At 66.8% G+C, this 21042-nt stretch carries 19 protein-coding genes; 4 read left to right on the forward strand and 15 right to left on the reverse strand.

Annotation, left to right across the window (positions count from 1 at the left end):
* Positions 1 to 18: 18 nt before the first annotated feature.
* The 8 genes from ABIC50_RS17020 to ABIC50_RS17055 all read right to left on the reverse strand — a co-directional run bounded on the left by ABIC50_RS17020 (position 19) and on the right by ABIC50_RS17055 (position 8370).
* Positions 19 to 909 carry an L-fucono-1,5-lactonase gene (locus ABIC50_RS17020; RefSeq protein ID WP_354165622.1) on the reverse strand — a complete coding sequence of 297 codons (891 nt, stop codon included), beginning with the start codon at positions 907 to 909 and terminating at the stop codon, positions 19 to 21.
* A gap of 43 nt (positions 910 to 952) precedes the next feature.
* Entirely contained in the window at positions 953 to 1894 is a 942-nt protein-coding gene (locus ABIC50_RS17025) for an ABC transporter substrate-binding protein (protein ID WP_012366685.1), read from the reverse strand.
* A 78-nt stretch (positions 1895 to 1972) separates the two neighbouring features.
* A complete protein-coding gene (locus tag ABIC50_RS17030) occupies positions 1973 to 3010 on the reverse strand; it encodes an ABC transporter permease (protein WP_011659424.1) in 1038 nt (345 codons plus the stop codon).
* 16 nt (positions 3011 to 3026) lie between these two features.
* A complete protein-coding gene (locus ABIC50_RS17035) occupies positions 3027 to 4568 on the reverse strand; it encodes a sugar ABC transporter ATP-binding protein (protein ID WP_354165624.1) in 1542 nt (513 codons plus the stop codon).
* Between the two features lie 12 nt (positions 4569 to 4580).
* Positions 4581 to 5357 (reverse strand): SDR family oxidoreductase, encoded by a 777-nt coding sequence (locus ABIC50_RS17040; protein ID WP_354165625.1) that lies wholly within the window; start codon positions 5355 to 5357, stop codon positions 4581 to 4583.
* Between the two features lie 53 nt (positions 5358 to 5410).
* Complete coding sequence (locus ABIC50_RS17045) at positions 5411 to 6688, reverse strand: L-fuconate dehydratase (protein WP_354165627.1); 1278 nt, start codon at positions 6686 to 6688, stop codon at positions 5411 to 5413.
* 23 nt (positions 6689 to 6711) lie between these two features.
* On the reverse strand, positions 6712 to 7554 hold the full coding sequence (locus tag ABIC50_RS17050; RefSeq protein ID WP_354165629.1) for an ureidoglycolate lyase: 843 nt from the start codon (positions 7552 to 7554) through the stop codon (positions 6712 to 6714).
* Positions 7555 to 7605: 51 nt separating this feature from the next.
* A complete protein-coding gene (locus ABIC50_RS17055; RefSeq protein WP_354165631.1) occupies positions 7606 to 8370 on the reverse strand; it encodes an SDR family oxidoreductase in 765 nt (254 codons plus the stop codon).
* 674 nt (positions 8371 to 9044) lie between these two features.
* Between ABIC50_RS17055 and ABIC50_RS17060 the strand changes: the two genes are divergently transcribed.
* The 3 genes from ABIC50_RS17060 to ABIC50_RS17070 all read left to right on the forward strand — a co-directional run bounded on the left by ABIC50_RS17060 (position 9045) and on the right by ABIC50_RS17070 (position 11001).
* Positions 9045 to 9335 carry a DUF3331 domain-containing protein gene (locus ABIC50_RS17060; RefSeq protein ID WP_011659430.1) on the forward strand — a complete coding sequence of 97 codons (291 nt, stop codon included), beginning with the start codon at positions 9045 to 9047 and terminating at the stop codon, positions 9333 to 9335.
* A 165-nt stretch (positions 9336 to 9500) separates the two neighbouring features.
* Positions 9501 to 10487, forward strand: coding sequence for an oxidoreductase (locus ABIC50_RS17065; RefSeq protein ID WP_354165633.1), 987 nt, complete (start codon positions 9501 to 9503; stop codon positions 10485 to 10487).
* Between the two features lie 211 nt (positions 10488 to 10698).
* Entirely contained in the window at positions 10699 to 11001 is a 303-nt protein-coding gene (locus ABIC50_RS17070) for a DUF4148 domain-containing protein (protein WP_105831797.1), read from the forward strand.
* 193 nt (positions 11002 to 11194) lie between these two features.
* Here ABIC50_RS17070 and ABIC50_RS17075 read toward each other — a convergent pair whose 3' ends face one another.
* The 7 genes from ABIC50_RS17075 to ABIC50_RS17105 form a co-directional block, all read right to left on the reverse strand.
* Positions 11195 to 12391, reverse strand: a complete 1197-nt coding sequence (locus tag ABIC50_RS17075; RefSeq protein WP_354165635.1) for a TauD/TfdA family dioxygenase — start codon at positions 12389 to 12391, stop codon at positions 11195 to 11197.
* A gap of 22 nt (positions 12392 to 12413) precedes the next feature.
* The gene (locus ABIC50_RS17080; protein WP_354165637.1) at positions 12414 to 13370 is read right to left on the reverse strand and encodes an alpha/beta hydrolase; all 957 of its coding nucleotides are present in this window, start codon (positions 13368 to 13370) and stop codon (positions 12414 to 12416) included.
* Between the two features lie 25 nt (positions 13371 to 13395).
* Positions 13396 to 13884, reverse strand: a complete 489-nt coding sequence (locus ABIC50_RS17085; RefSeq protein ID WP_175658833.1) for a thioesterase family protein — start codon at positions 13882 to 13884, stop codon at positions 13396 to 13398.
* Positions 13885 to 13890: 6 nt separating this feature from the next.
* The gene (locus ABIC50_RS17090) at positions 13891 to 14856 is read right to left on the reverse strand and encodes an L-carnitine dehydrogenase (RefSeq protein WP_138849433.1); all 966 of its coding nucleotides are present in this window, start codon (positions 14854 to 14856) and stop codon (positions 13891 to 13893) included.
* An 89-nt stretch (positions 14857 to 14945) separates the two neighbouring features.
* Entirely contained in the window at positions 14946 to 15875 is a 930-nt protein-coding gene (gene cdhC / locus ABIC50_RS17095; RefSeq protein WP_354165638.1) for a 3-dehydrocarnitine:acetyl-CoA trimethylamine transferase CdhC, read from the reverse strand.
* 98 nt (positions 15876 to 15973) lie between these two features.
* On the reverse strand, positions 15974 to 16927 hold the full coding sequence (locus tag ABIC50_RS17100) for a choline ABC transporter substrate-binding protein (protein WP_126225927.1): 954 nt from the start codon (positions 16925 to 16927) through the stop codon (positions 15974 to 15976).
* 309 nt (positions 16928 to 17236) lie between these two features.
* Complete coding sequence (locus ABIC50_RS17105; RefSeq protein ID WP_011659437.1) at positions 17237 to 18208, reverse strand: LysR substrate-binding domain-containing protein; 972 nt, start codon at positions 18206 to 18208, stop codon at positions 17237 to 17239.
* Between the two features lie 135 nt (positions 18209 to 18343).
* Here ABIC50_RS17105 and ABIC50_RS17110 point away from each other — a divergent pair, with 135 nt between their 5' ends.
* Positions 18344 to 20644, forward strand: coding sequence for an NADP-dependent malic enzyme (locus ABIC50_RS17110; RefSeq protein WP_354165640.1), 2301 nt, complete (start codon positions 18344 to 18346; stop codon positions 20642 to 20644).
* The last annotated feature ends 398 nt before the right edge of the window (positions 20645 to 21042 follow it).

Consider the following 21042-nt stretch of genomic DNA (forward strand, 5'->3'; position numbering starts at 1 on the left):
GGGCCGCTCGCGCCTATTTTATATGCCGGGCTTCGGGTCGCCCGGCACCGCATAGCAACGTGCGGCCGTGCGGCCCCACAACGCGTTGCGCTCGGCCGCCGACAACCGCGCTTCGGCCCAGCGCTCGACCAGCGACGTCACTTCGTCATACGACGCCGCGAGCAGGCACACGGGCCAGTCCGAGCCGAACATCAGTCGCTGCGGGCCGAACGCGTCGAGCGCCGCATCGAGGCATTGCTCGATGTGCCGGATGTCCTGCCCGCGCAGGCCGCGCTGCCAGTCCGTCTCGGTCACGAGCCCCGACAGCTTGCACACGACATGCGGCAACGCGCCCAGCTCGCGCAACGCGGCACGCCAGCGTGCGAGCGCGGTGTCGTCGCGGTCGAACTCGGCGAGCGCGGGCTTGCCCGCATGATCGAGGACGAGCCAGTGCGCATCGTGCCGTGCGCAGAACGCGCGCACGTCGGGCAACTGGCGTTCGAACACGAGCACGTCGTACACGTAACCGTTCGCCTGCAGCCACGCGACGCCGCGATTGAATGCGGGATCCGCGACGAACGCGCCGACGTCGGCTTCGTCCTGTATCTGATGCCGAAAGCCGCGCAGCTTCGGGCTGCGCCACTCGGCGATACGGTCGGCGAGCGCCGGCGCACCGAGATCCTCCCAGCCGACCACCGCCGCGATGCGCGCGTCGTCGCGGGCGAGATCGAGCAGGAACGCCGTCTCGTCGCGTCCGGCGCGTGCCTGCACCGCGATCGACGCGCCGAGCGCCTGCGCATGCATCTGCGGCCACAGTGCGTCGGGCAGGTAATCGCGGGCGAGCACGCCCATGCCGGGGCCGATCCACGGATAGTCGGCCGCGCGGTAACGCCAGAAGTGCTGATGGGAATCGATACGCACTGCGCCCATGGTGTCCTCGTGGTTCGCGCTCGAACGCGGCATCACGTCACGCTCAGTCGTACAGCACCGCCGATATCTTCGGGTCGTCGATATTGGTCTTGTCATACCAGTAGAAACCGGTATCGATGACCTTCGGCAGCTTCTCGCCCTTGATCGCCTTCACGGCCGCCTCGACGGTCTTGTAGCCGATCCCGATCGGATTCTGCGTGATCGCGCCGGCCATCAGCCCGCTGCGGATCGCGTCCTTCTGTTGCTTGCCCGAATCGTAGCCGACGATCACGACCTTGCGCTTCATCTCGCGCACGCCGTTCACCACGCCGATCGCCGAGCCTTCGTTGGTGCCGAACAGGCCCTTGAGCTTCGGATACGCCTGCAGGATCGACTTCGTCACCTCGGTAGACTTCAGCTGGTCGCCTTCGCCGTACTGCACGGTCACGACCCGCACCTTCGGGTGCGCCGACTTCATCCGTTCGAGAAAGCCGTCGCGGCGATCGATGCCGGTGCGGCTCGTCTGGTCATGCGCGACCACGGCGACCTCGCCTTCGTCGCCGATCAGCGCGGCGAGCTTGTCGGCGGCGAGCGATGCGGCGGCCTTGTTGTTGGTCGCGGCCGTCGTCACCGGGATGTCGCTGTCGACGCCCGAGTCGAACGCGATCACGGGGATCTTCTCGGCCTGCGCCTTCTTCAACAGCGGCAGCGCGGCCTTGCTGTCGAGCGCCGCGAAGCCGAGCGCGGCCGGCTTCTTCGCGATCGCGGCGGACAGCATGTCGATCTGCTTGTCGACCATCGCCTCGGTTTCGGGGCCTTCGAACGTCACCTTCACCTTGTAGTCCTTCGCGGCCTGCATCGCGCCCGCTTTCACGGCCTGCCAGAACTGATGCTGGAAGCCCTTCGAGATCAGCGGGATATAGGCTTCCTGCGCCTGCGCGCCGGCCGTCACGCCGACGGCGAACGTCAGCCCGACGATCGCGTTCAACACCTTGCTCCTGATCACTTCGCGTCTCCTTGGTTGGTATCGACTGAAATGCCGGCCCGGCCGGCGGTGAAGCAGATGCGCATACAACTACGTAGGTCAGCGGCGGCGCCGGCGCAGGATGTCGACGTAGACAGCCAAGATGATGATCACGCCCGTCACGACCGTCTGCCATTCCTGCGCGACCGACATGATGCGCAGGCCGTTGGTCAGCACGCTCATGATGAACGCGCCGATGATGGTGCCGACGATGCTGCCCGCGCCGCCCGACAGCGACGTGCCGCCGATCACGACGGCCGCGATCGCATCGAGCTCGTAGCCCTGCCCGAGCGCCGGCTGCGCGGAATTCAGCCGCGACGCGATCAGCAGGCCGGCGATCCCGCACACCGCGCCGCTGAACGTGTAGACGGCGATCTTCCACGCATCGACGTTCACGCCGGACAGCCGCAGCGCTTCCTCGTTGCTGCCGAGCGCGAACGTGTAGCGGCCGAAGATCGTGCGGTTCAGCACGATCGATGCACCGATCGCGACGAGGAACAGGATCAGCACCGCGTTCGGAATCGGCAGCGCGGGAATCAGGCTGCCGATCAGCGAATCCTGCGCGATCGACGTGAAGCCCGGCGTGTCGTTGAAGTAGATCGGCCGCGTGCCCGAGATCACGAGCGACAGCCCCTTCAACAGCATCATCATGCCGAGCGTCGCGATGAACGGAGGCACCTTCATCTTCGCGATCACGAAGCCCGACACGCTGCCCGACAGCGCGCCAAAGCCCAGCGCGGCCAGGATCCCGAGCGGCAGCGGCATCCCCCACTTCGTCAGCACGACGCCGGCCATCACCGCGCAAAACGTCATCAGCGTGCCGACCGACAGGTCGATGCCCGACGTGATGATCACGTACGTGCAGGCGACCGCCAGCACGCCGTTCACAGCGGTGGCCTGCAGGATCGACACGAGGTTGTCGACGTCGAGGAAGTTCGGCGACGCGAAGCTGAAGAATGCAATCAGCAGCACGAGGCTCGCGAACGCGAGCAGCTTCTGCCGCGCGGCCGGGTTGAAGAAGCGGGCCTTCAGGCCGGCTGCGCCGGCCGGCGTGTCGCCGGTGGCCAGAGGCGGAACGGGATGCGTATCGTTGGGCATGGTCGTAGGGGCTGAATCAGGACAATACGTTCGACTCGCGCTGCGTCGCGAGCTGCATGATCTTTTCCTGCGTGGCGTCGGCCGCGCGTAACTCGCCGGTCACGCGCCCTTCGCACATCACGAGAATCCGGTGGCTCATGCGCAGCACCTCGGGCAACTCCGACGAGATCATCACGATCGCCTTGCCGTCGGCGGCGAGCGCGTCGAGCAGCTTGTAGATCTCGCTTTTCGCGCCGACGTCGATGCCGCGCGTCGGCTCGTCGAAGAACAGGATGTCGCAATCGCGCAGCAGCCACTTCGCGATCACGATCTTCTGCTGGTTGCCGCCCGACAGCAGCCGCGCGGGCTGCGCGACCGACGGCGTGCGGATCGCGAGCTGCCGCACGTACGACTGCGCGGTGTCGCGCATCGCGCGCGCATCGAGGAACAGGCCGCGCCGCACGAAGCGGCGCATGCTCGACAGCGCGATGTTGTTCTGCACGTCCATCCCGACCGCGAGCCCGAAGTGCTTGCGGTCTTCCGACAGATAACCGATCCCGTGCGCGACCGCGTCGGCCGGCGTGCGGATCGTCACGGTCTTGCCGTGCACGCGGATCTCGCCGGCGTCGACCGGGTCCGCGCCGAACACCGCGCGCGCGACCTCGGTGCGGCCCGCACCCATCAGCCCCGCGAAGCCGAGGATCTCGCCGCGCCGCAGCGTGAAGCCGACGTCGCGGATCGCGCGCCCGCGCGACAGCCCGCGCACTTCGAGCGCGACGTCGTTCGCGGACGTATCGGGCGGCGTGCGGAATTCGGTATCGAGCTGGCGGCCGACCATCATCGCGATGATCGCGTCCATCGACGTGCCGGCCATCGGCACGGTCGCGACATACTTGCCGTCGCGCATCACCGTCACGCGATCGGCGATCTGGCGCAGTTCGTCCATCTTGTGCGAGATGTAGACGATGCCGACACCGTGCGCGCGCAGCTCGCCGATGATGCGGAACAGTTCGGCGATCTCCGCGTTGTTCAGCGCGGCGGTCGGCTCGTCCATGATGAGCACGCGCGAGTCGAACGACAGCGCCTTCGCGATCTCGACCATCTGCTGCTTCGCGACCGTCAGCCGGCCGACCAGCGTGCGCGGGTCGAGATCGAGCCGCATCCGCGCGAAGATCGCGGCCGCGTCGCGGTTGAGTTTCTCCTCGTCGACGAACACGCCGAAGCGCCCGCGCGGCTCGCGGCCGATGAAGATGTTCTGCGCGACGCTCAGGTGGTTCATCAGGTTCAGTTCCTGATGGATGATGCCGATCCCCAGCGCCTGCGCGGCGCGCGGATCGTCGATCTCCACCGCGCGGCCGTCCATCCGGATTTCACCGCCGTCCTTTGGATACACGCCGGCGAGGACCTTCATCAGCGTCGATTTACCGGCGCCGTTCTCGCCCATCAGCGCGTGCACTTCGCCGGCGCGCAGGTCGAACCGGCAATCGTCGAGCGCCTGCACGCCCGGAAAGCGCTTGCTGACGCCGGTCAGCTCGATCAGCGCGGCGGGTGCGGCGGCCGGGTTCGGATCAGGTTGCATGGCTCGCCGTCCTCAGCCGATCGCGCGATCGAGATGCGTATAGCCGCCGTCGACGAACAGCCACTGCCCCGTCGTGTGCGATGCGCGTTCCGACAGCAGGAACACGGCCGTGTCGGCAATCTCGTCGGCCGTCGTGAAGCGCTTGCCGAGCGGCACCTTGCCGGCGATCTCCGCAAGCTTCGCATCCGGGTCGTCGAAGCCGGCGATCCAGTTCTGGTAGAGCGGCGTCATCACCTCCGCGGGGATAACCGCGTTCACGCGCACGCCGTCGTCGCGCAACGCGACCGCCCATTCGCGCGTGAGCGCGAGCTGCGCGCCCTTCGACGCGCAATAGCCGCTCGTGTTGCCCTGCCCGGTGACGGCCGTCTTCGACGAAATATTGACGATCGCGCCGCGCGCGGCCTTCAGATGCGGCACGCAGTGATGCGCCATCACGTAGTAGTGGATCAGGTTGCGTTCGAGCGACGCGACGAACGCGTCGCGCCCGGCATCGAGGCCGACGCTGTCGTTGATGCCCGCGTTGTTGACGAGGCCGTCGATGCGGCCGAAACGCGCGACGGTCTGCGCGACGCCGTCGCGGCACTGCGTGTCGTCCTGCAGTTCGACCGACACGCGTGCGGCGCGCGGCTGCGTCTGCGTGAGTTCGCGCCAGAAGCCGTCGTCCGGCGCGTGGCGGGCGAACACGACCGGAATCGCGCCTTCGCCGGCGAGCCGCATCGAGATCGCGGCGCCGATGCCCGACGCGCCGCCGGTCACGATCACGACCTTGTCTTGCAGATTCAAATCCACTTCGCGTCTCCGTCGTTCATGTTATGGCCGCGTGCGGTGCGCGGCGCCGTGCTTCAGCCGCGGAACCGATACTGCTCCAGCGATGCCGGCTTCATCTCGATCGAGAAGCCGGGCGCCGTCGGCGGCATGTATGCCGCGCCGCGCACGACGCACGGCTCGACGAAATGCTCGTGCAGGTGATCGACGTATTCGGTCACGCGCCCTTCCTTCGTGCCGGAAATGCACACGTAGTCGATCATCGACAAATGCTGCACGTATTCGCACAGCCCGACACCGCCCGCATGCGGACACACCGGCAGCCCGTACTTCGCGGCCAGCAGCATCACCGCGAGAATCTCGTTCACGCCGCCGAGCCGGCACGCGTCGATCTGCACGACGTCGATCGCGCCACGCTCGATGAACTGCTTGAACAGCACGCGGTTCTGGCACATCTCGCCGGTCGCGACCTGCACGGGCGCGATCGCCTCGCGGATCTTGCGATGCCCTTCGACGTCGTCGGGGCTCGTCGGCTCCTCGATGAACCACGGTTTCGCGAACGCCAGCTCGCGCACCCAGTCGATCGCCTCGCCGACTTCCCACACCTGGTTCGCATCGATCATCAGCTTGCGCTCGGGGCCGATCACCTCGCGCGCGATCGTCACGCGGCGGATGTCGTCCTCCAGGTTCGCGCCGACCTTCAGCTTCACGTAGTCGAAACCGGCGTCGACCGCCTCGCGGCACAGCCGGCGCAGCTTGTCGTCGCTGTAGCCGAGCCAGCCCGCCGACGTCGTGTAGCACGGGTAGCCGTCGCGCTCGAGCGCCGCGATCCGTGCGGCCTTGCCCGGCGCCTGGCGGCGCAGCAGCGCGAGTGCCTCGTCCGGCGTCAGGCAGTCGGTCAGGTAGCGGAAGTCGATCGCGCGCACGATTTCCTCGGGGCTCATGTCGGCGACGAGCCGCCACAGCGGCTTGCCCGCGGCCTTCGCCCACAGATCCCACACCGCATTGACGACGGCGCCCGTCGCCAGATGGATCGCGCCCTTGTCGGGGCCGATCCAGCGCAACTGGCTGTCCGACGTCACGTGCCGCCAGAAGCGGCCCATGTCCTCGCGGATCCAGTCGAGGTCGAGGCCGACGACGAGATGACGCATCGCGTCGATCGCCGCGCAGCAGATTTCGTTGCCGCGCCCGATGGTGAACGTGAGCCCGTGGCCTTCGAGCCCGTCGTGGTCGGTTTCGAGCACGACGTACGCAGCCGAATAATCGGGGTCCGGATTCATCGCATCGGAGCCGTCGAGCTGGCGCGAGGTCGGGAAGCGCACGTCGAGGACGCGCATCGATCGAATGATAGGCATGGCGAACCGTCCGTTAAAGGAAATCAGGCCTGCACGGTGCGCTGGCGCTGCTCGCCGAGCCCGTCGATGCCGAGCGTGATCACCTGCCCGGCGCGCAGATAGACGGGCGGCTTCTGGCCGAGCCCGACGCCGGGCGGCGTGCCGGTCGAGATCACGTCGCCCGGCTGCAGGCTCATGAAGCGGCTCAGGTAGCTGATCAGGTGCGGCACGCGGAACACCATCGTCGCGGTCGTGCCGTTCTGGTAGCGATGACCGTCCACCTCCAGCCACAGCCGCAGCGCATGTGGATCGGGCACTTCGTCGGCCGTCACGAGCCACGGGCCGAGCGGGCCGAACGTGTCGTTGCCCTTGCCCTTGTCCCACGTGCCGCCGCGCTCGAGCTGGTATTCGCGCTCCGACACATCATTCACCACGCAGTAGCCGGCGACGTGCGACAGCGCGTCGGCTTCGTCGATATAGCGGCCGCCCTTGCCGATCACGACACCGAGCTCGACTTCCCAGTCGGTCTTCTCCGAGCCGCGCGGAATCTCGACGTCGTCGTTCGGCCCCGAAATCGCGCTCGTCCATTTGCCGAACACGACCGGCTCCTTCGGCACCTCCATGCCCGATTCGGCCGCGTGGTCGGAATAATTGAGCCCGATGCAGATGAACTTGCCGACGCGGCCGACGCATGCGCCGAGCCGCGGCGTGCCTTCGACGCGCGGCAACGACGACGGGTCGATGTCGCGCAGCCGTGCGAGCGATGCGGGCGTCAGCGCGTCGCCGGCGATATCGTCGATCACGCCCGACAGGTCGCGGATCGTTCCCTGCGCGTCGAGCAGGCCCGGTTTCTCATGGTGTTTGTCGCCAAATCTCAGCAGTTTCATGTCGTCTGAATGGAATCGGAAAGGGAATGGGGAGCGCGGTGAGTTCGAAGGTCAGTTTGACCAGCCGCCGTCGATCAGGTGAATCGCGCCGGTGGTGAACGACGCTTCGTCGGACGCCAGATACAGCGCGAGCGCGGCGACTTCATCCGCGGTGCCGATACGGCCCATCGGCTGCCGCGCGACGAACGCCTGGCGCACCGTGTCGGTCGACACCTGGCGCGCGCGCGCCTGTTCGGCGATCCGCTGTTCGAGCGACGGCGACTCGATCGTGCCCGGGCAGATCGCGTTGCAGCGAATGCGCTGCTCGACGAAATCCGCGGCCACCGACTTGGTGAGGCCGATCACGGCCGCCTTCGTCGTGCCGTAGACGAAGCGGTTCGGCACGCCCTTCACGCTCGACGCGGCCGACGCCATGTTGATGATCGACGCGCCGCCCGCTTCCAGCATCGCCGGCAACAGCGCGCGGATCAGCCGGTACATCGACGTGACGTTCAGGTTCAGCGAAAACGCCCAGGCGGCATCGTCGCAGTCGAGGATCGAGCCGTGATGCACGTAGCCGGCGCAGTTGAACAGCACGTCGAACGCGCGCTCCTGCGCGGCGAGTGCCGCGATGTCGCCCGCGTCGGTCACGTCGAGCCGCCGCGTCGTCAGGCGGCCGCCCGCGCGTTCGGCGTCGGCCGCGAGTTGCGCGAGCGCGGCTTCGTTGATGTCGGTCGCCAGCACGTCGGCGCCCTCGCTTGCGAACCGCAGCGCGGTCGCGCGGCCGATACCCTGCCCGGCCGCCGTCACCAGCGCACGCTTGCCCTGCAATCTCATGAGCACTTCTCCTGTGGAAGTCGGCCGAGCCGATCGATTGGCACAAAGGACTAAAGGTCCAGCCAATCATAGGAACAGTTTGGAGATTTGTCACGAACGCGCGATTCAGTATTTTCCCGAGCGGGAGAATCGGGGCGAACGGAGTAAAGCCGGCGGTGCGGCGGCTTTTTCGAGGATGCCGGCGATCAGCCGCTCGTCGCGCAAAGCCAATACCGGCGGGGGTTTGCGGCGAGGGCCGAGGCTCGCACCCCGCGGCCGCCGGGCGAAACTGACAAGAAAGTCATGTTCGCGTCAGGGTTCTAACCGGGTGTGCGCGCGATCATGGTGTTGCCGGACCGCGCTTCCCGGTACACCGCCCCCGCCCGTCGCAGATCCCTGACGGGCACCTCCGTCCTCCGCGGTGTCCACGTGACTGAGCGAGCAGCCACGGTGGCGCGGCCCGATTTTTCGCCCCGGACGTTCGCGTCCGGGGCGCTTTTGTCGCTGCTTTTTCAAGAAAATGTGCGGCGATTGTTTCTGATTCGGCAAAAGGTAATTTGAGCCAGACAGGATGTTTTTTCCGGTCACAGACGCTTACATTTACCGCACCACTCATGGAAACCGCTACGGATGCGCCCGCGGGTAGTGACATCCACTGCCACGGCCGAACCGCACGAGTTTTAGGAAACGGCAAAATGAAGGCCTCGAAATCCCTGCCTGCGCTCGATCCCGCCGACGTCCACGTCGAAATTCTCGAACGTTCCGATACGCTGCTCGTCGTGCGCTGGGTCGAACCCGGCCGCTGTCATTACGGCGAACAGCGCTGGCGGCGCCGCTTCGCGCAGCGCACCGGCACCTGCGCACTGTCGCGCCAGGTCATCCAGCGCGGCGACGAAGTATTCCGCCCGGCCGAGCGTCCGGCCCCGGCGAACGCGGCCGCGATGATCTCCGCCGCGGAAGTACTGGCGCTGGCGGGCACCCTCTGAGGTCCGTCCGCCGCGAGCAAGGGCTGGCTGCGTGATGCGCAGGCCCGCCCTAGAAGCGCCGGTCTAATCACCCGCTTGTCTGCCCCGCCTGCGCGGACTATCGTTACATCACTCAATGTAACGATTACGCGTCGTGGCGCATCGGCCGCGCCGATGGAGACAGACATGCATGCATGGAGCGCGCGCCACGTCCCGGCGCAAGGCGGCAAGGTCGCGGTCGTGACCGGCGCCAACAGCGGCCTCGGCTGGCAGATCGCGGAAACGCTGGCCGCCAAGGGGGCGACCGTCGTGATGGGCTGCCGCGATGCCGCGCGCGCCGCCCAAGCCGCGGACGCAATCCGCCGGCTTCATCCTGCCGCTCGGGTCGAAGTCGATCCGCTCGACCTCGCCGATCTCGCATCGATCCGGCGCTTCGCCGCCGACATCTCCGCGCGCCACGGCCGCGTCGACATCCTCTGCAACAACGCCGGCGTGATGTTCCTGCCGCTGCGGCACACGCACGACGGCTTCGAGATGCAATTCGGCACCAATCACCTCGGCCATTTCGCGCTCACCGGCCAACTGCTGCCCGCGCTGTCCGCCGCACCGCGGCCGCGCGTCGTGACGATGTCGAGTGGTTTCAACCGCGGCGGCCGGATCCGCGTCGACGACCTGCGGGCCGAGCACCGCTACAACCGTTATCTCGCCTACTGCGACAGCAAGCTCGCGAACCTCGTGTTCGCGATCGAGCTGCAGCGCCGCTTCCAGCGCGCGGCGTTCGCGGGAATCAGCGTCGCCGCGCATCCCGGCTACGCGGCGACCAACCTGCAGTTCGCGGGCCCCGCGATGGACGGTTCGCCCCTCCGCGCCGCGCTGATGCGCGCGGCAAACCGTTATCTCGCGCAACCGGCCGATCAGGGCGCGTTGCCCGCGATCCATGCGGCGACGTCACCCGAGCTCACCGGCGGCGCGTACATCGGGCCGTCCGGGTGGTTCGAGTCGCGCGGCCTGCCGGCGCGCGCGAGCGTGCCGCGCGCGGCACGCGACGTGGCCGTGGCGGCACTGCTGTGGGAAGCGTCGGAGGCCGCGACGGGCGTGCGTTTCCTGAGCGCGGGCGCGCCTGCCGGCCGGCCGCCGGGCACGCCGTTCGATACGACGGCCGAAGTGCGCTGACTCGCGCATTCCTGTCGCTATTCTTCATACTTATTACACTTACAGAAACGAAAGGCCGATGAAAGCCTGATTCGACGCCTCACTGTTACCAGCCAGGAAACAATTTATCGTCAAAATCAGCGTTTACCCTGAACGACCCGGTGACTAAGATTTAGTCAATCGCTGCAGACATGGTGTCGACGGCGAACCCAATAAAACACCGGAGGTCATCATGAAATCGCTCGTTTCCGCAGTCGTTGCCGCTGTCGCCCTGTCCGCTTCGTTCAGCGCTTTCGCACAAAGCACCGTGACGCGCGCACAAGTGCGCAACGAACTCGTCCAGCTCGAACAAGCCGGCTACAAGCCGGGCGTGTCGAGCCCGTACTACCCGAACGACATCCAGTCGGCGGAAGCGCGTGTTCATGGTGCCGATCCCAGCGGCTACGGCGCGCAACCGGCTCCGGTCGTCCACTCGGGCGTCCCGGCTGCCGCAGCGTCGTCGAACGCTCGCGACTCGGTCTTCTTCGGCCAGTAAGCCGACGCGCCCCCGGCGGGCGCACCGCGCACCGCGCGATGAAGCTGGATCCGGACGAGCCCGTCATGCGGGCTCGTCTTTTTTTCTGAAACGCATACCTCCGCCGCCCGGCAGCGGGTGGCTTCGCCCGGGCGCGTTGCGTCCGGGCGCTTTTTCCCCGGCGAGGTACGCGTAACGACGCGGTATGCGCCGATCAGCGCGCCGCGGCCGCCACAGGCACCGTACGCGACAGCACGCGCCACCGCGACAGCAGTTCGTCGCGATCGACGTAACACCCCTGCAGATGGCGGCGGCCCGTCGACGGATCGAACTCGGTGCGCGCGTGCAGCACGCGCCGGTTGTCGAACGCCCACATGTCGCCGGCCCGCAGCCGGCGCTGCACGCGAAAGCGCGGCTCGCGCGCGAGCGCGAGAAAACGCCGATATGCACGATAGACAGCCGCCACCGCATCGGCCGGCGAATCGAGCGGCCCGCGCAGGAAATTCGCGACGCGCACCTCGGTCACGTTGCCGCGCGCATCGAGCCCGATCACCGGCGCCGAACAGCGGTAGTCACTGTCCGCACTCTTGTTCCAGAACTCGAACGGTGTCGACGCAAGGTGCCCGAAATCGGTCGGATATTCGCGCCGCAGCGCATCCGCGAGCGCGAAGCCATCGAGGAAGACGCTGTCTCCGCCCGTTGCGTCGTTCGCGAGGCAATGCAGGAACTGCACGCCCGGCTGCAATTCACGCGTCGGCAGGTCGGTGTGCGGCGGCAGGTTGAGCGACGTATAGGCGTTGCTGTCCGGTCGCGGCTTCGATTCGACGTCGAACAGCACGCCGAAATTGCTTTCGCGAATCAGGCCGATACGACGCGCGATCTGGTCGACCCGGCCGCGTTCGGCCGGCACACCCTCGACGAGCGTCAGCCCCGTGCGCTGCAACGCGGCGAGCCACGCGAGCAACGTGCCGTCGTCCTCCATCACGTCACGCCATGCGAACACGCCGATCGCCGCCGCGTCGTCGCCGGTCCACACGTGCCGCCCGTGCGCGGCCTGACGCTCGGCGCGCGACGCATCGTCGTACGCATGCGCGCGCAACCATCCCGGCGACCAGGTACTGCGATGCCCGTCGTTCCACTCGACGTGCAGCGCGCCGTCGGTATCGACATGCACGACGAGGGCCGACAGATCCTCGCGCGCGTCGGCGATTTCGAACACCTGTTCGCGCGTGAGCGCATGCACGCACGCGGAACACGCGCAGTTGTCGCGCAACCAGTCGAAGTGAAACGGCGATCGTCGCGTGTCGCTCCACTCGACGTCCACCGCTCCATCGCCAATCGTCGCCGCCGCGATGGCCGCGTCGCCGGAAAAAGTCCGCCAGTCCTCGATACGGTGTTGCGCTGCCTGCATCGTTGCCTCCCGGAAACGCCCGCTACGCGTGTGGTGCGAGCAGAAACTCGCCGACCATCCGGTGCATCCGCGCCGCCTGCGGGCTCGTTCCGAGCGCGCGCCAACAGCCGTGCACCAGCCCCTTCCCCATCCAGTAACGCGCGGCGCCCCCGGCCGCGTGAATCCGTTCGACGTACACACGCGCATCGTCGCGCAGCGGATCGTGTTCCGCGCCGATCGCGAGCACCGGCGGCAGGCCATCGAAACGCGATGCCGCGAGCGGCACCGATGCACGCAGCAGCGGATCGTCATCGCCCGGCGCAATGTGTGGTTCCGCGCCCCAGTACAACGCGCGATAACGATGGACGTCGTCGAGCGTCAGCATCGGCGCGTGCGCTTGCGTTTCGCGTGCCGGCGATTGCGGTTCGATGCCGAGCATCGGATACACGAGTGCGATCCCGTCGATGCCGCCTTCGCCTGCATCGCGCAGCGCGGTCGCGACGGCGGCCGCGAGATTGCCGCCCGCGCTGTCGCCCGCGAGCGTCAGCGGTCGCGCGCACGAACCGAACGACCAGCACGCATCGCGCGCGGCTCGCGTGACGGCCAGGCAATCCTCGAGTGCAGCCGGCGCGCGATGCTCGGGCGCGAGCCGGTAATCGACCGCGATCACGGCCAGCCCCGTGTCGGCCGCCAGTTGCGCGGTGATCAGCGCGTGACTGTCGAGCGAGCCGACGACGAACCCGCCGCCATGAAAGAACAGCACGGTGCCGCGCGGTTCGCCGTGAGCCGGCGCGTAGCGCCGCAGCGCGATCGCGTGTTCGTGCGGTGCGTGCCACACCGCATCGTGTTGCACGATGCCGGGCGGCAGTTCGGCGGGCGTCCATGCGGCCGCGAAACGATCGTAGAGGCGGCGTTGCTCGTCGGGCGAGCACGCCGCCGCACCGGCCGGATACGCCGCGTCGACAGCCGACACGAACGCCGCGATTTCCGGTTCGAGCATCGTGCGCGCCCCGTCGTCGCCGGCGCTAGCGGCGCGGCGGCAGGCCGATCACGCGGCCCGCATACGCGGGCGCCGCGCAATCGCGCTGCAGCGCATGCAGTTCGGCCACGCGCGCGGCGACGTCGTCGTCGAACGGCGCCGATTTCGCGCCGCCGCGCGTGTCGACGTGCAGCAGCATCTGCTCGCTCGCCGACACCGCGCCGTCGTAGCCGTCGGCGAACAGTTCGAGATACAGGTGCAGCCGCTTCGCGTCGTGCGCGAACACCCGCGCATCGACGCGCACGCGCGTGCCTTCCTTGATCTCCTGCAGATAGTTCACGTGCGCTTCGAGCGTATAGACCGAGCGGCCCCGCTCGCGACGCGCGGCATCGTCGAGGCCGATGCGCTCCAGCAGCGCATCGGTCGCGAAACTGAAGATCAGCAAATAGAACGCGTCGCGCAGATGGCCGTTGTAGTCGACCCACTCGGGCCGCACGACGTCGCGGTATATCGTCAGCGGGGTATCGCCGGTCATGTTCGTTCAGTCCTCGAATCGCATTCCGTGCCGCGCCTTCACAGTGGCGATCGCCTTCAGCACCTCGGTAATGCACTCGTCGCGATAGCGTTCGAGCTCCTTGATGCTGCGCGTGCCCTGCTGTTCGCTCGTGCCTGCAACGACGCTGTCGATCAGTTCGTCGGTCAGCGTCGGCGCGACCAGCTTCGTCCACGGCAGTTCGAGCGCGGGGCCGAACTGCTGCATGAAGTGTCGCATGCCCGCGTCGCCGCCGGCCAGCGTATAGGTCAGGAACGTGCCCATGAACGACCAGCGGATGCCCGCGCCGAAGCGGATCGCATCGTCGATCTCGCCGGTCGTCGCGACGCCTTCGTTGACGAGATGCAGCGCCTCGCGCCACAACGCCTCGAGCAGCCGGTCCGCGATGAAGCCCGGCACTTCCTTGCGCACGTGCAGCGGCCGCATGCCGAGCTTGCGATAGATCGCCATCGCCGCGTCGACCGCTTCCGGCGACGTGCGCGCGCCGCCGAGCACCTCGACGAGCGGCAGCAGGTAGACCGGATTGAACGGGTGGCCGACCACGCAGCGCTCCGGATGCGTCGCACGTGCGTAGAAGTCGGTCGGCAGCAGCCCCGACGTCGACGATGCGATGATCGCGTCGGGCTTCGCCGCGCGGCTGATCTGTTCGTGCAGTTCGAGTTTCAGCGCCTCGCGCTCGGGCGCGCTTTCCTGGATGAAATCCGCGTCGGCAACGCAGGCTTCGATCGTCTCCGCAAAGCGCAGCCGCGCGGGATCCGCGCCCGGCGCGAGGCCGACGCGTTCGAGCGCGGGCCACGCATTCGCGACGGTCGCGCGCAGCCGCTCTTGCGCGCCCGGCGCCGGGTCCCACACGACCACGTCGAGACCGTGCGCGAGCGCACGGCAAATCCATCCGCCGCCGATCACGCCGGTGCCGATCGCGGCGAACGTCTTGATGTCGGTCTTCACAGCCATGTCCACGCATCCTTCAAATCGAGGGGAATCGGGCGGCGGCCGCCCTCGTGCGTGCCGCCGCAATGCATCACTGAATCAGCCGTCGACGCTCACGCGAATTCGATCGCCGCGCGGCGTTCGAGCAGGCGCTCGCCGCGCGCCGGCAGGCCGAGCTTGCGACGCCCTTCGGCCGGCGTCAGCACGCGGGCGCCGAGCCGCTCGATGATTTCCCGCGCGCGCTCGACGAGCGTGCCGTTGGTCGCATGCACGCCGCGATCGAGCCAGATGTTGTCTTCGAGGCCGACGCGCACGTGGCCGCCGAGCAGCATCGCCTGCGCGACCATCGGCATCTGCATGCGGCCGATCCCGAAGCCGGCCCAGTGCGCGCCCGGCGGCAGGTTGTCGACCATCGCCTTCATCGTGCCGGTGTCGGCCGGTGCGCCCCACGGAATGCCGAGGCACAGCTGGAACAGCGGCGGATCGTCGAGCAGCCCTTCCTTCAGCAATTGCTTCGCGAACCACAGATGGCCCGTATCGAAGATTTCCAGTTCCGGCTTCACGCCGAGTTCCTGGATGCGCTTGGCACCCGCGCGCAGTTGCGCGGGCGTCGACACGTAGATGTAATCGCCGTCGCCGAAATTCAGCGTGCCGCAATCCAGCGTGCAGATCTCCGGCAGCAGTTCCTCGACGTGCGCGAGGCGCGTGAGGCCGCCGACGAGGTCGGTGCCCTTGCCGAAGCGCATCGGGTCCTCGCCCGGGCCGATTTCCAGATCGCCGCCCATGCCGGCCGTCAGGTTGATGATCACGTCGACGTCGGCCGAGCGGATCCGGTCGACCACTTCGCGGTACAGGTTCGGATCGCGGCTGCCGCGGCCCGTCTGCGGATCGCGGACATGGCAGTGCGCAACCGTCGCGCCGGCCTTCGCGGCTTCGATCGCGGCGGACGCGATTTCTTTCGGCGTGACCGGAATCGCCGGATGCTTGCCGACCGTATCGCCTGCGCCGGTGACCGCGCAGGTGATGATGACTTCGTGGTTCATGCTGACTGACCTCGCTTGATTCGGATTGTGTCGCTCGATTTGTGTCGTACTGCAAATGATTCATCGCCGCGCGCCGCATGCGTCCGGCGCGCGGGCCGTTACAGGCCGAGATACGCCTTCACGGCAGGCAGGCCGTCCTTGCCGTCGAACGTCTTGACGCCGGCGAGCCATGCATCGAGCACCTGCGGATTCTTCTTCAGGTATGCCTTCGCGGCGTCGGCCGGCTTCGTCTTGTTCATCACCGATTGCATCAGCTGGTTCTCGAGCTGCGTCGAGAAGCGCAGGTTCTCGACGAGCTTGCCCGCGTTCGGGCAGCGCGAGATGAAGTCGGGCGCCGTCAGCGTGTACACGCGCGCTTCGCCATAGTTCGGGCCGAACGACGCATCGCCGCCGGACAGGTAGTTCATGCTGATCTGGATGTTCATCGGATGCGGTTCCCATCCGAGGAAGACAACCCACTTCTTGTCGCGGATCGCGCGCTCGACCGTGACGAGCATCCCCGCCTCGCTCGATTCGACCAGCTTGAAGCCGCCGAGGCCGTACTGGTTCGTGTCGATCATCTTCTGGATCGTCGCGTTCGCGCTGCTGCCCGGCTCGATCCCGTAGATCTTGCCGTCGAGCTCGGCGCGGTGTTTCGCGATGTCGTCGAAGGTCTTCAGGCCGGCCTGGTATGCATAGCTCGGCACCGCGAGCGTCGCCTTCGCGCCCGACAGGTTCGGCGGCTCGACCACGTTGATCGACTTGTTGTCGAGGAACGGCTGGAGCTGCTTTTGCTGCACCGGCCACCAGTAGCCGAGCGACACGTCGAGCTGCTTGCTCTTCAGGCCGGCAAACGAGATCGGCACCGACGCAATCGTCGTCGTCGGCTTGTAGCCGAGCCCCTCGAACACCGTCGACGCGAGCGCCGTCGTGGACGTGATGTCGGTCCAGCCGATATCCGCGAAGCGTACGGTCCGGCAGGTCGCGGCATCCGTTTCGGCCTGCGCCGCGGTCGCGAACGCGCCGGTCGCCAGCATGGCCGCGACGAACGCGGCGATCTTTGTCGACTTCATGGTTTCTCTCTCCCGATTGGACCGATGTCCGACGGGTTCGCGGTGTGCGTCCCGGCCTGCATCGTGGGAGTAAAAGTAACGAGCCATATTGGTCGCGGGAAGACCGGCGGCGACCTGTTCTTGACTGTTTGCGACTATGGGTAGAAACCACTAGGCGCGGGCAGGCGCTTGTACTGCGGGGGGTTCGAGCGAATCCCGGCGGACAGGGGTTTGTCCGGATGCGGCGTGGAGACGTGCGTTGGCGGCGGTGCTCGGGCGCGGCGTGACGCGATTTCCGCCCGTGCGAGCAGCACCCGCCTCCGCCAAGCGTTATCGCGGCACTTCGACGTAGGTTTCCCGGCAGATTTCGCGCAATGCCTGAACCAGCAGATCCCGCGTCGGCGCATGCGATTCGCCGGCGCGGGTGAACAGCGCGATGGGCGGCAGCGTCCAGACCAGCGAGTATGGCACGATCGCGACGCCGGCGATGCGCACCATTTCTTCCGCGATATCGGCCGGCACGATCGACACCGCGTCGTCGCTCGACGCGATCATCTCGCCGATCAGCTTCGACGAGTAGCTCTCGACGATCGGCACGGGCGGCGCGATGCCCGCCGACAGGAACAGGTCGGTCACCTGCTCCCGCATCGGCGTGTGCGGCGCGCCGAGGATCCAGTCCAGCGCGTGCAGCTTCTGCCAGTCGAGCTTCGTGCGGGCCAGTTTCGCGGCGAGACGCCGGCTCGCGATCATCCGCGGCTGCTGCTGGTACAGCACTTCAAACGACACCTGCCCCAGATCGATCGCCGACGATGCGCGCCCGATCACGAGGTCGACGCTGTGGTCCTTGAGCTGCAGCAGCAGCTGGTCGCTGGTGCCTTCGTGGATCGTCACGGTCAGGCGCCGCTCCATCCGGGATTGCAGGCGCTTGAGCGCGGCCGACAACATCTGTCCCGAAATAAACGGAATCACGCCGATATGCAGGTGCGCCGCATGGCCGGCCGCGACCGCCTCCATCTCGCGGGCGAGATGGTCGAGATCCTTCAGCATCGCCCGGGCCCGCTCGAGCACGACCGAACCGAGCGCGGTCGGGCGCATCCCGCGTGACGTGCGCTCGAACAGCGGCGTGCCGAACATGCTTTCCAGCTCGGACAGCGCGTTGGTCACGGCCGGCTGGCTGCTGGCCATGTGCTCCGCGACGCGCGTCAGCGACCCGTGCTGCTGGATCTGCAGCAACAGCATCAGATGCCGCATCTTCAGGCGCGCGCCAAGCCGCCTGACCACGTCGTTCGCGTCGAATGTCATCGCCCGGCCACGTACCCATCATGAAAAAGTGATGGACCGATATTAAAACAGAATCATCTCCTTATGGCCGATCCCTAGAATCGTCCCTGGATCGCGTCGGGACTGGCCTGGCGCGCACGCCCGGACCCAAAAAACATGAAACAGACAGAGACCCAGCAGCAGGCCGCGTACGACTATCACGAGTTTCCGACCCCGGGGAAGGTCTCGGTCGTCGCGAGCAAGCCGCTCGTGACGCAGCGCGATCTCGCACTCGCCTACACGCCCGGCGTCGCCAGCGTGTGCGAGGCGATCGCCGCCGATCCGCTGCAGGCGCGCCGCTTCACGAGCCGTGGGAATCTGGTGGGCGTGATCACCAACGGCACCGCCGTGCTGGGTCTGGGCAACATCGGCGCGCTCGCGTCGAAGCCGGTCATGGAAGGCAAGGCCGTGCTGTTCAAGAAGTTCGCGGGCATCGACGTGTTCGACATCGAGATCAACGAGACCGATCCGGACAAGCTCGTCGACATCATCGCGGGCCTCGAACCCACGTTCGGCGGGATCAACCTCGAGGACATCAAGGCGCCGGAGTGCTTCACGGTCGAGCGCAAGCTGCGCGAGCGCATGAAGATTCCCGTCTTCCACGACGACCAGCACGGCACCGCCATCACCGTCGCCGCCGCGTTCACCAACGGGCTGAAGGTGGTCGGGAAATCGATTTCGGAGGTGAAGGTCGTGACGTCGGGCGCCGGCGCCGCGGCGCTGGCCTGTCTGGACCTGCTGGTCGACCTCGGGCTGCCGGTCGAGAACATCTGGGCGACGGATATCGAAGGCGTCGTCTATCGCGGCCGCACCACGCTGATGGATCCGGCCAAGGAACGCTTCGCGCAGGCAACCGACGCGCGCACGCTCGCGGAAGTGATCGGCGGCGCCGACGTGTTCCTCGGGCTGTCGGTCGGCGGCATCCTGAGCGCGGACATGCTGAAGGCGATGGCCGCGCGTCCGCTGATTCTCGCGCTGGCCAATCCGACGCCGGAAATTTTCCCGGAACTGGCGCACGCCACGCGCGACGACGTCGTGATCGCGACGGGCCGCTCGGATTTCCCGAACCAGGTCAACAACGTCCTGTGCTTCCCGTACATTTTCCGCGGCGCACTGGATGTGGGCGCAACGACCATCACCCGCGAAATGGAAATTGCTGCGGTTCACGCGATCGCGGGCCTCGCGGAAGAAGAGCAGAACGACGTCGTCGCGGCCGCCTATGGTGGCGACGAAGTGTCGTTCGGCCCGCAATACCTGATTCCGAAGCCATTCGATCCGCGCCTGATCGTGCGTATCGCACCGGCCGTGGCCAAGGCGGCGATCGAAGGCGGCGTGGCGACGCGCCCGCTCGAGGATCTCGACGCGTATGTCGAGCAGCTGCAGCAGTTCGTCTACCACTCGGGCGCGTTCATGAAGCCGCTGTTCGCGGCCGCGCGCCAGCTCGTGCGTGACGGCGGCAAGGCGCGCATCGTGTTCACCGAAGGCGAGGACGAGCGCGTGCTGCGCGCGGTGCAGGTCATCGTCGACGAGAAGCTCGCGCGTCCGATCCTGGTCGGCCGTCCGGAGGTGCTGCTCGCGCGTATCGAGCGGTTCGGCCTGCGCCTGCGACTCGGTCAGGATGTCGAAGTAACCAATCCGGAATACGACGAGCGCTTCCCGCAATACTGGACGACGTACTGGGAACTGCGCTGCCGCGACGGCATTTCGAAGGAAATGGCGCGCGTCGAAATGCGGCGTCGGCTGACGCTGATCGGCGCGATGATGGTGCGGCTCGGCGATGCGGACGGGATGATCTGCGGGACGGTCGGTGAATATCACAATCACCTGCGGTTCGTGGACGAAGTGATCGGCAGGAAGCCCGAAGCGTCGACCTACGCGGCGATGAATATCCTGCTGCTCAACCAGCGGACGGTCGCGCTGGTGGATACGCACGTCAACGACAACCCCGATGCGGAGCAGATCGCGGAATTCACGATCGCCGCGGCGCGGCAGATGGAGTGGCTGAATCTGACGCCGAAGGTGGCGCTGCTGTCGCGGTCGAACTTCGGCTCGGGGAGCGCGGCTTCGGGCGTGAAGATGCGGCAGGCGCTGGAGATCATTCGCGCGCAGGCGCCGGATATCGAAGCCGATGGCGAGATGCATGGCGACTGCGCGCTCGATGAAGGGCTGCGGGCGCGACTGCTGCCGATGTCGCCGCTGAAGGGCGCGGCGAACCTGCTCGTGTGTCCGAACGTCGATGCGGGGAATATCGCCTATAACCTGCTCAAGACCGAAGCCGGCAGCAACGTTGCCGTGGGACCGTTCCTGCTCGGGGTCAATGCACCCGTGAACATTCTCACGTCGAGTGCGACGGTGCGGCGGATCGTGAACATGACGGCGTTGACGGTGATCGAGGCGAATCGGAACGTGGCTGCTTGATTGCGGTTGATGTAATTGCTTGATGCGGGTCGGCTGTGGGCGACCCAGTCGAGCGGCGCGGGTGGCGGGCGGGAATCATCACCGGATACCCTGTTCGACCGGCGAGCCAACGATCGACCGTTCACCGCCAACAGCGATATCCAGAAAATAAACTCCGCCTCTTCTGCCAGGCAATCGGACAAAAAAACAAATCCAAAAAATAGCAATTTCGTAAAAGTACGAAATCAACTTCTCCGCCTCGACAAGCTCCGCCTATCTATATAAATTTATCTCGCATCCCCGCATATATGGGGATCGGCTATATTTATTCTTCTTTCAAATTCCTGATACAGATATTGAATTTGGCGCAGCTTTCTCGGCAGGCAGGCTCTTAGTGAAAACCACCGGCAACGATTCTC

Origin of the sequence: Burkholderia sp. 567 (genome assembly GCF_040545115.1) — a bacterium.
GTDB lineage: Bacteria > Pseudomonadota > Gammaproteobacteria > Burkholderiales > Burkholderiaceae > Burkholderia > Burkholderia ambifaria.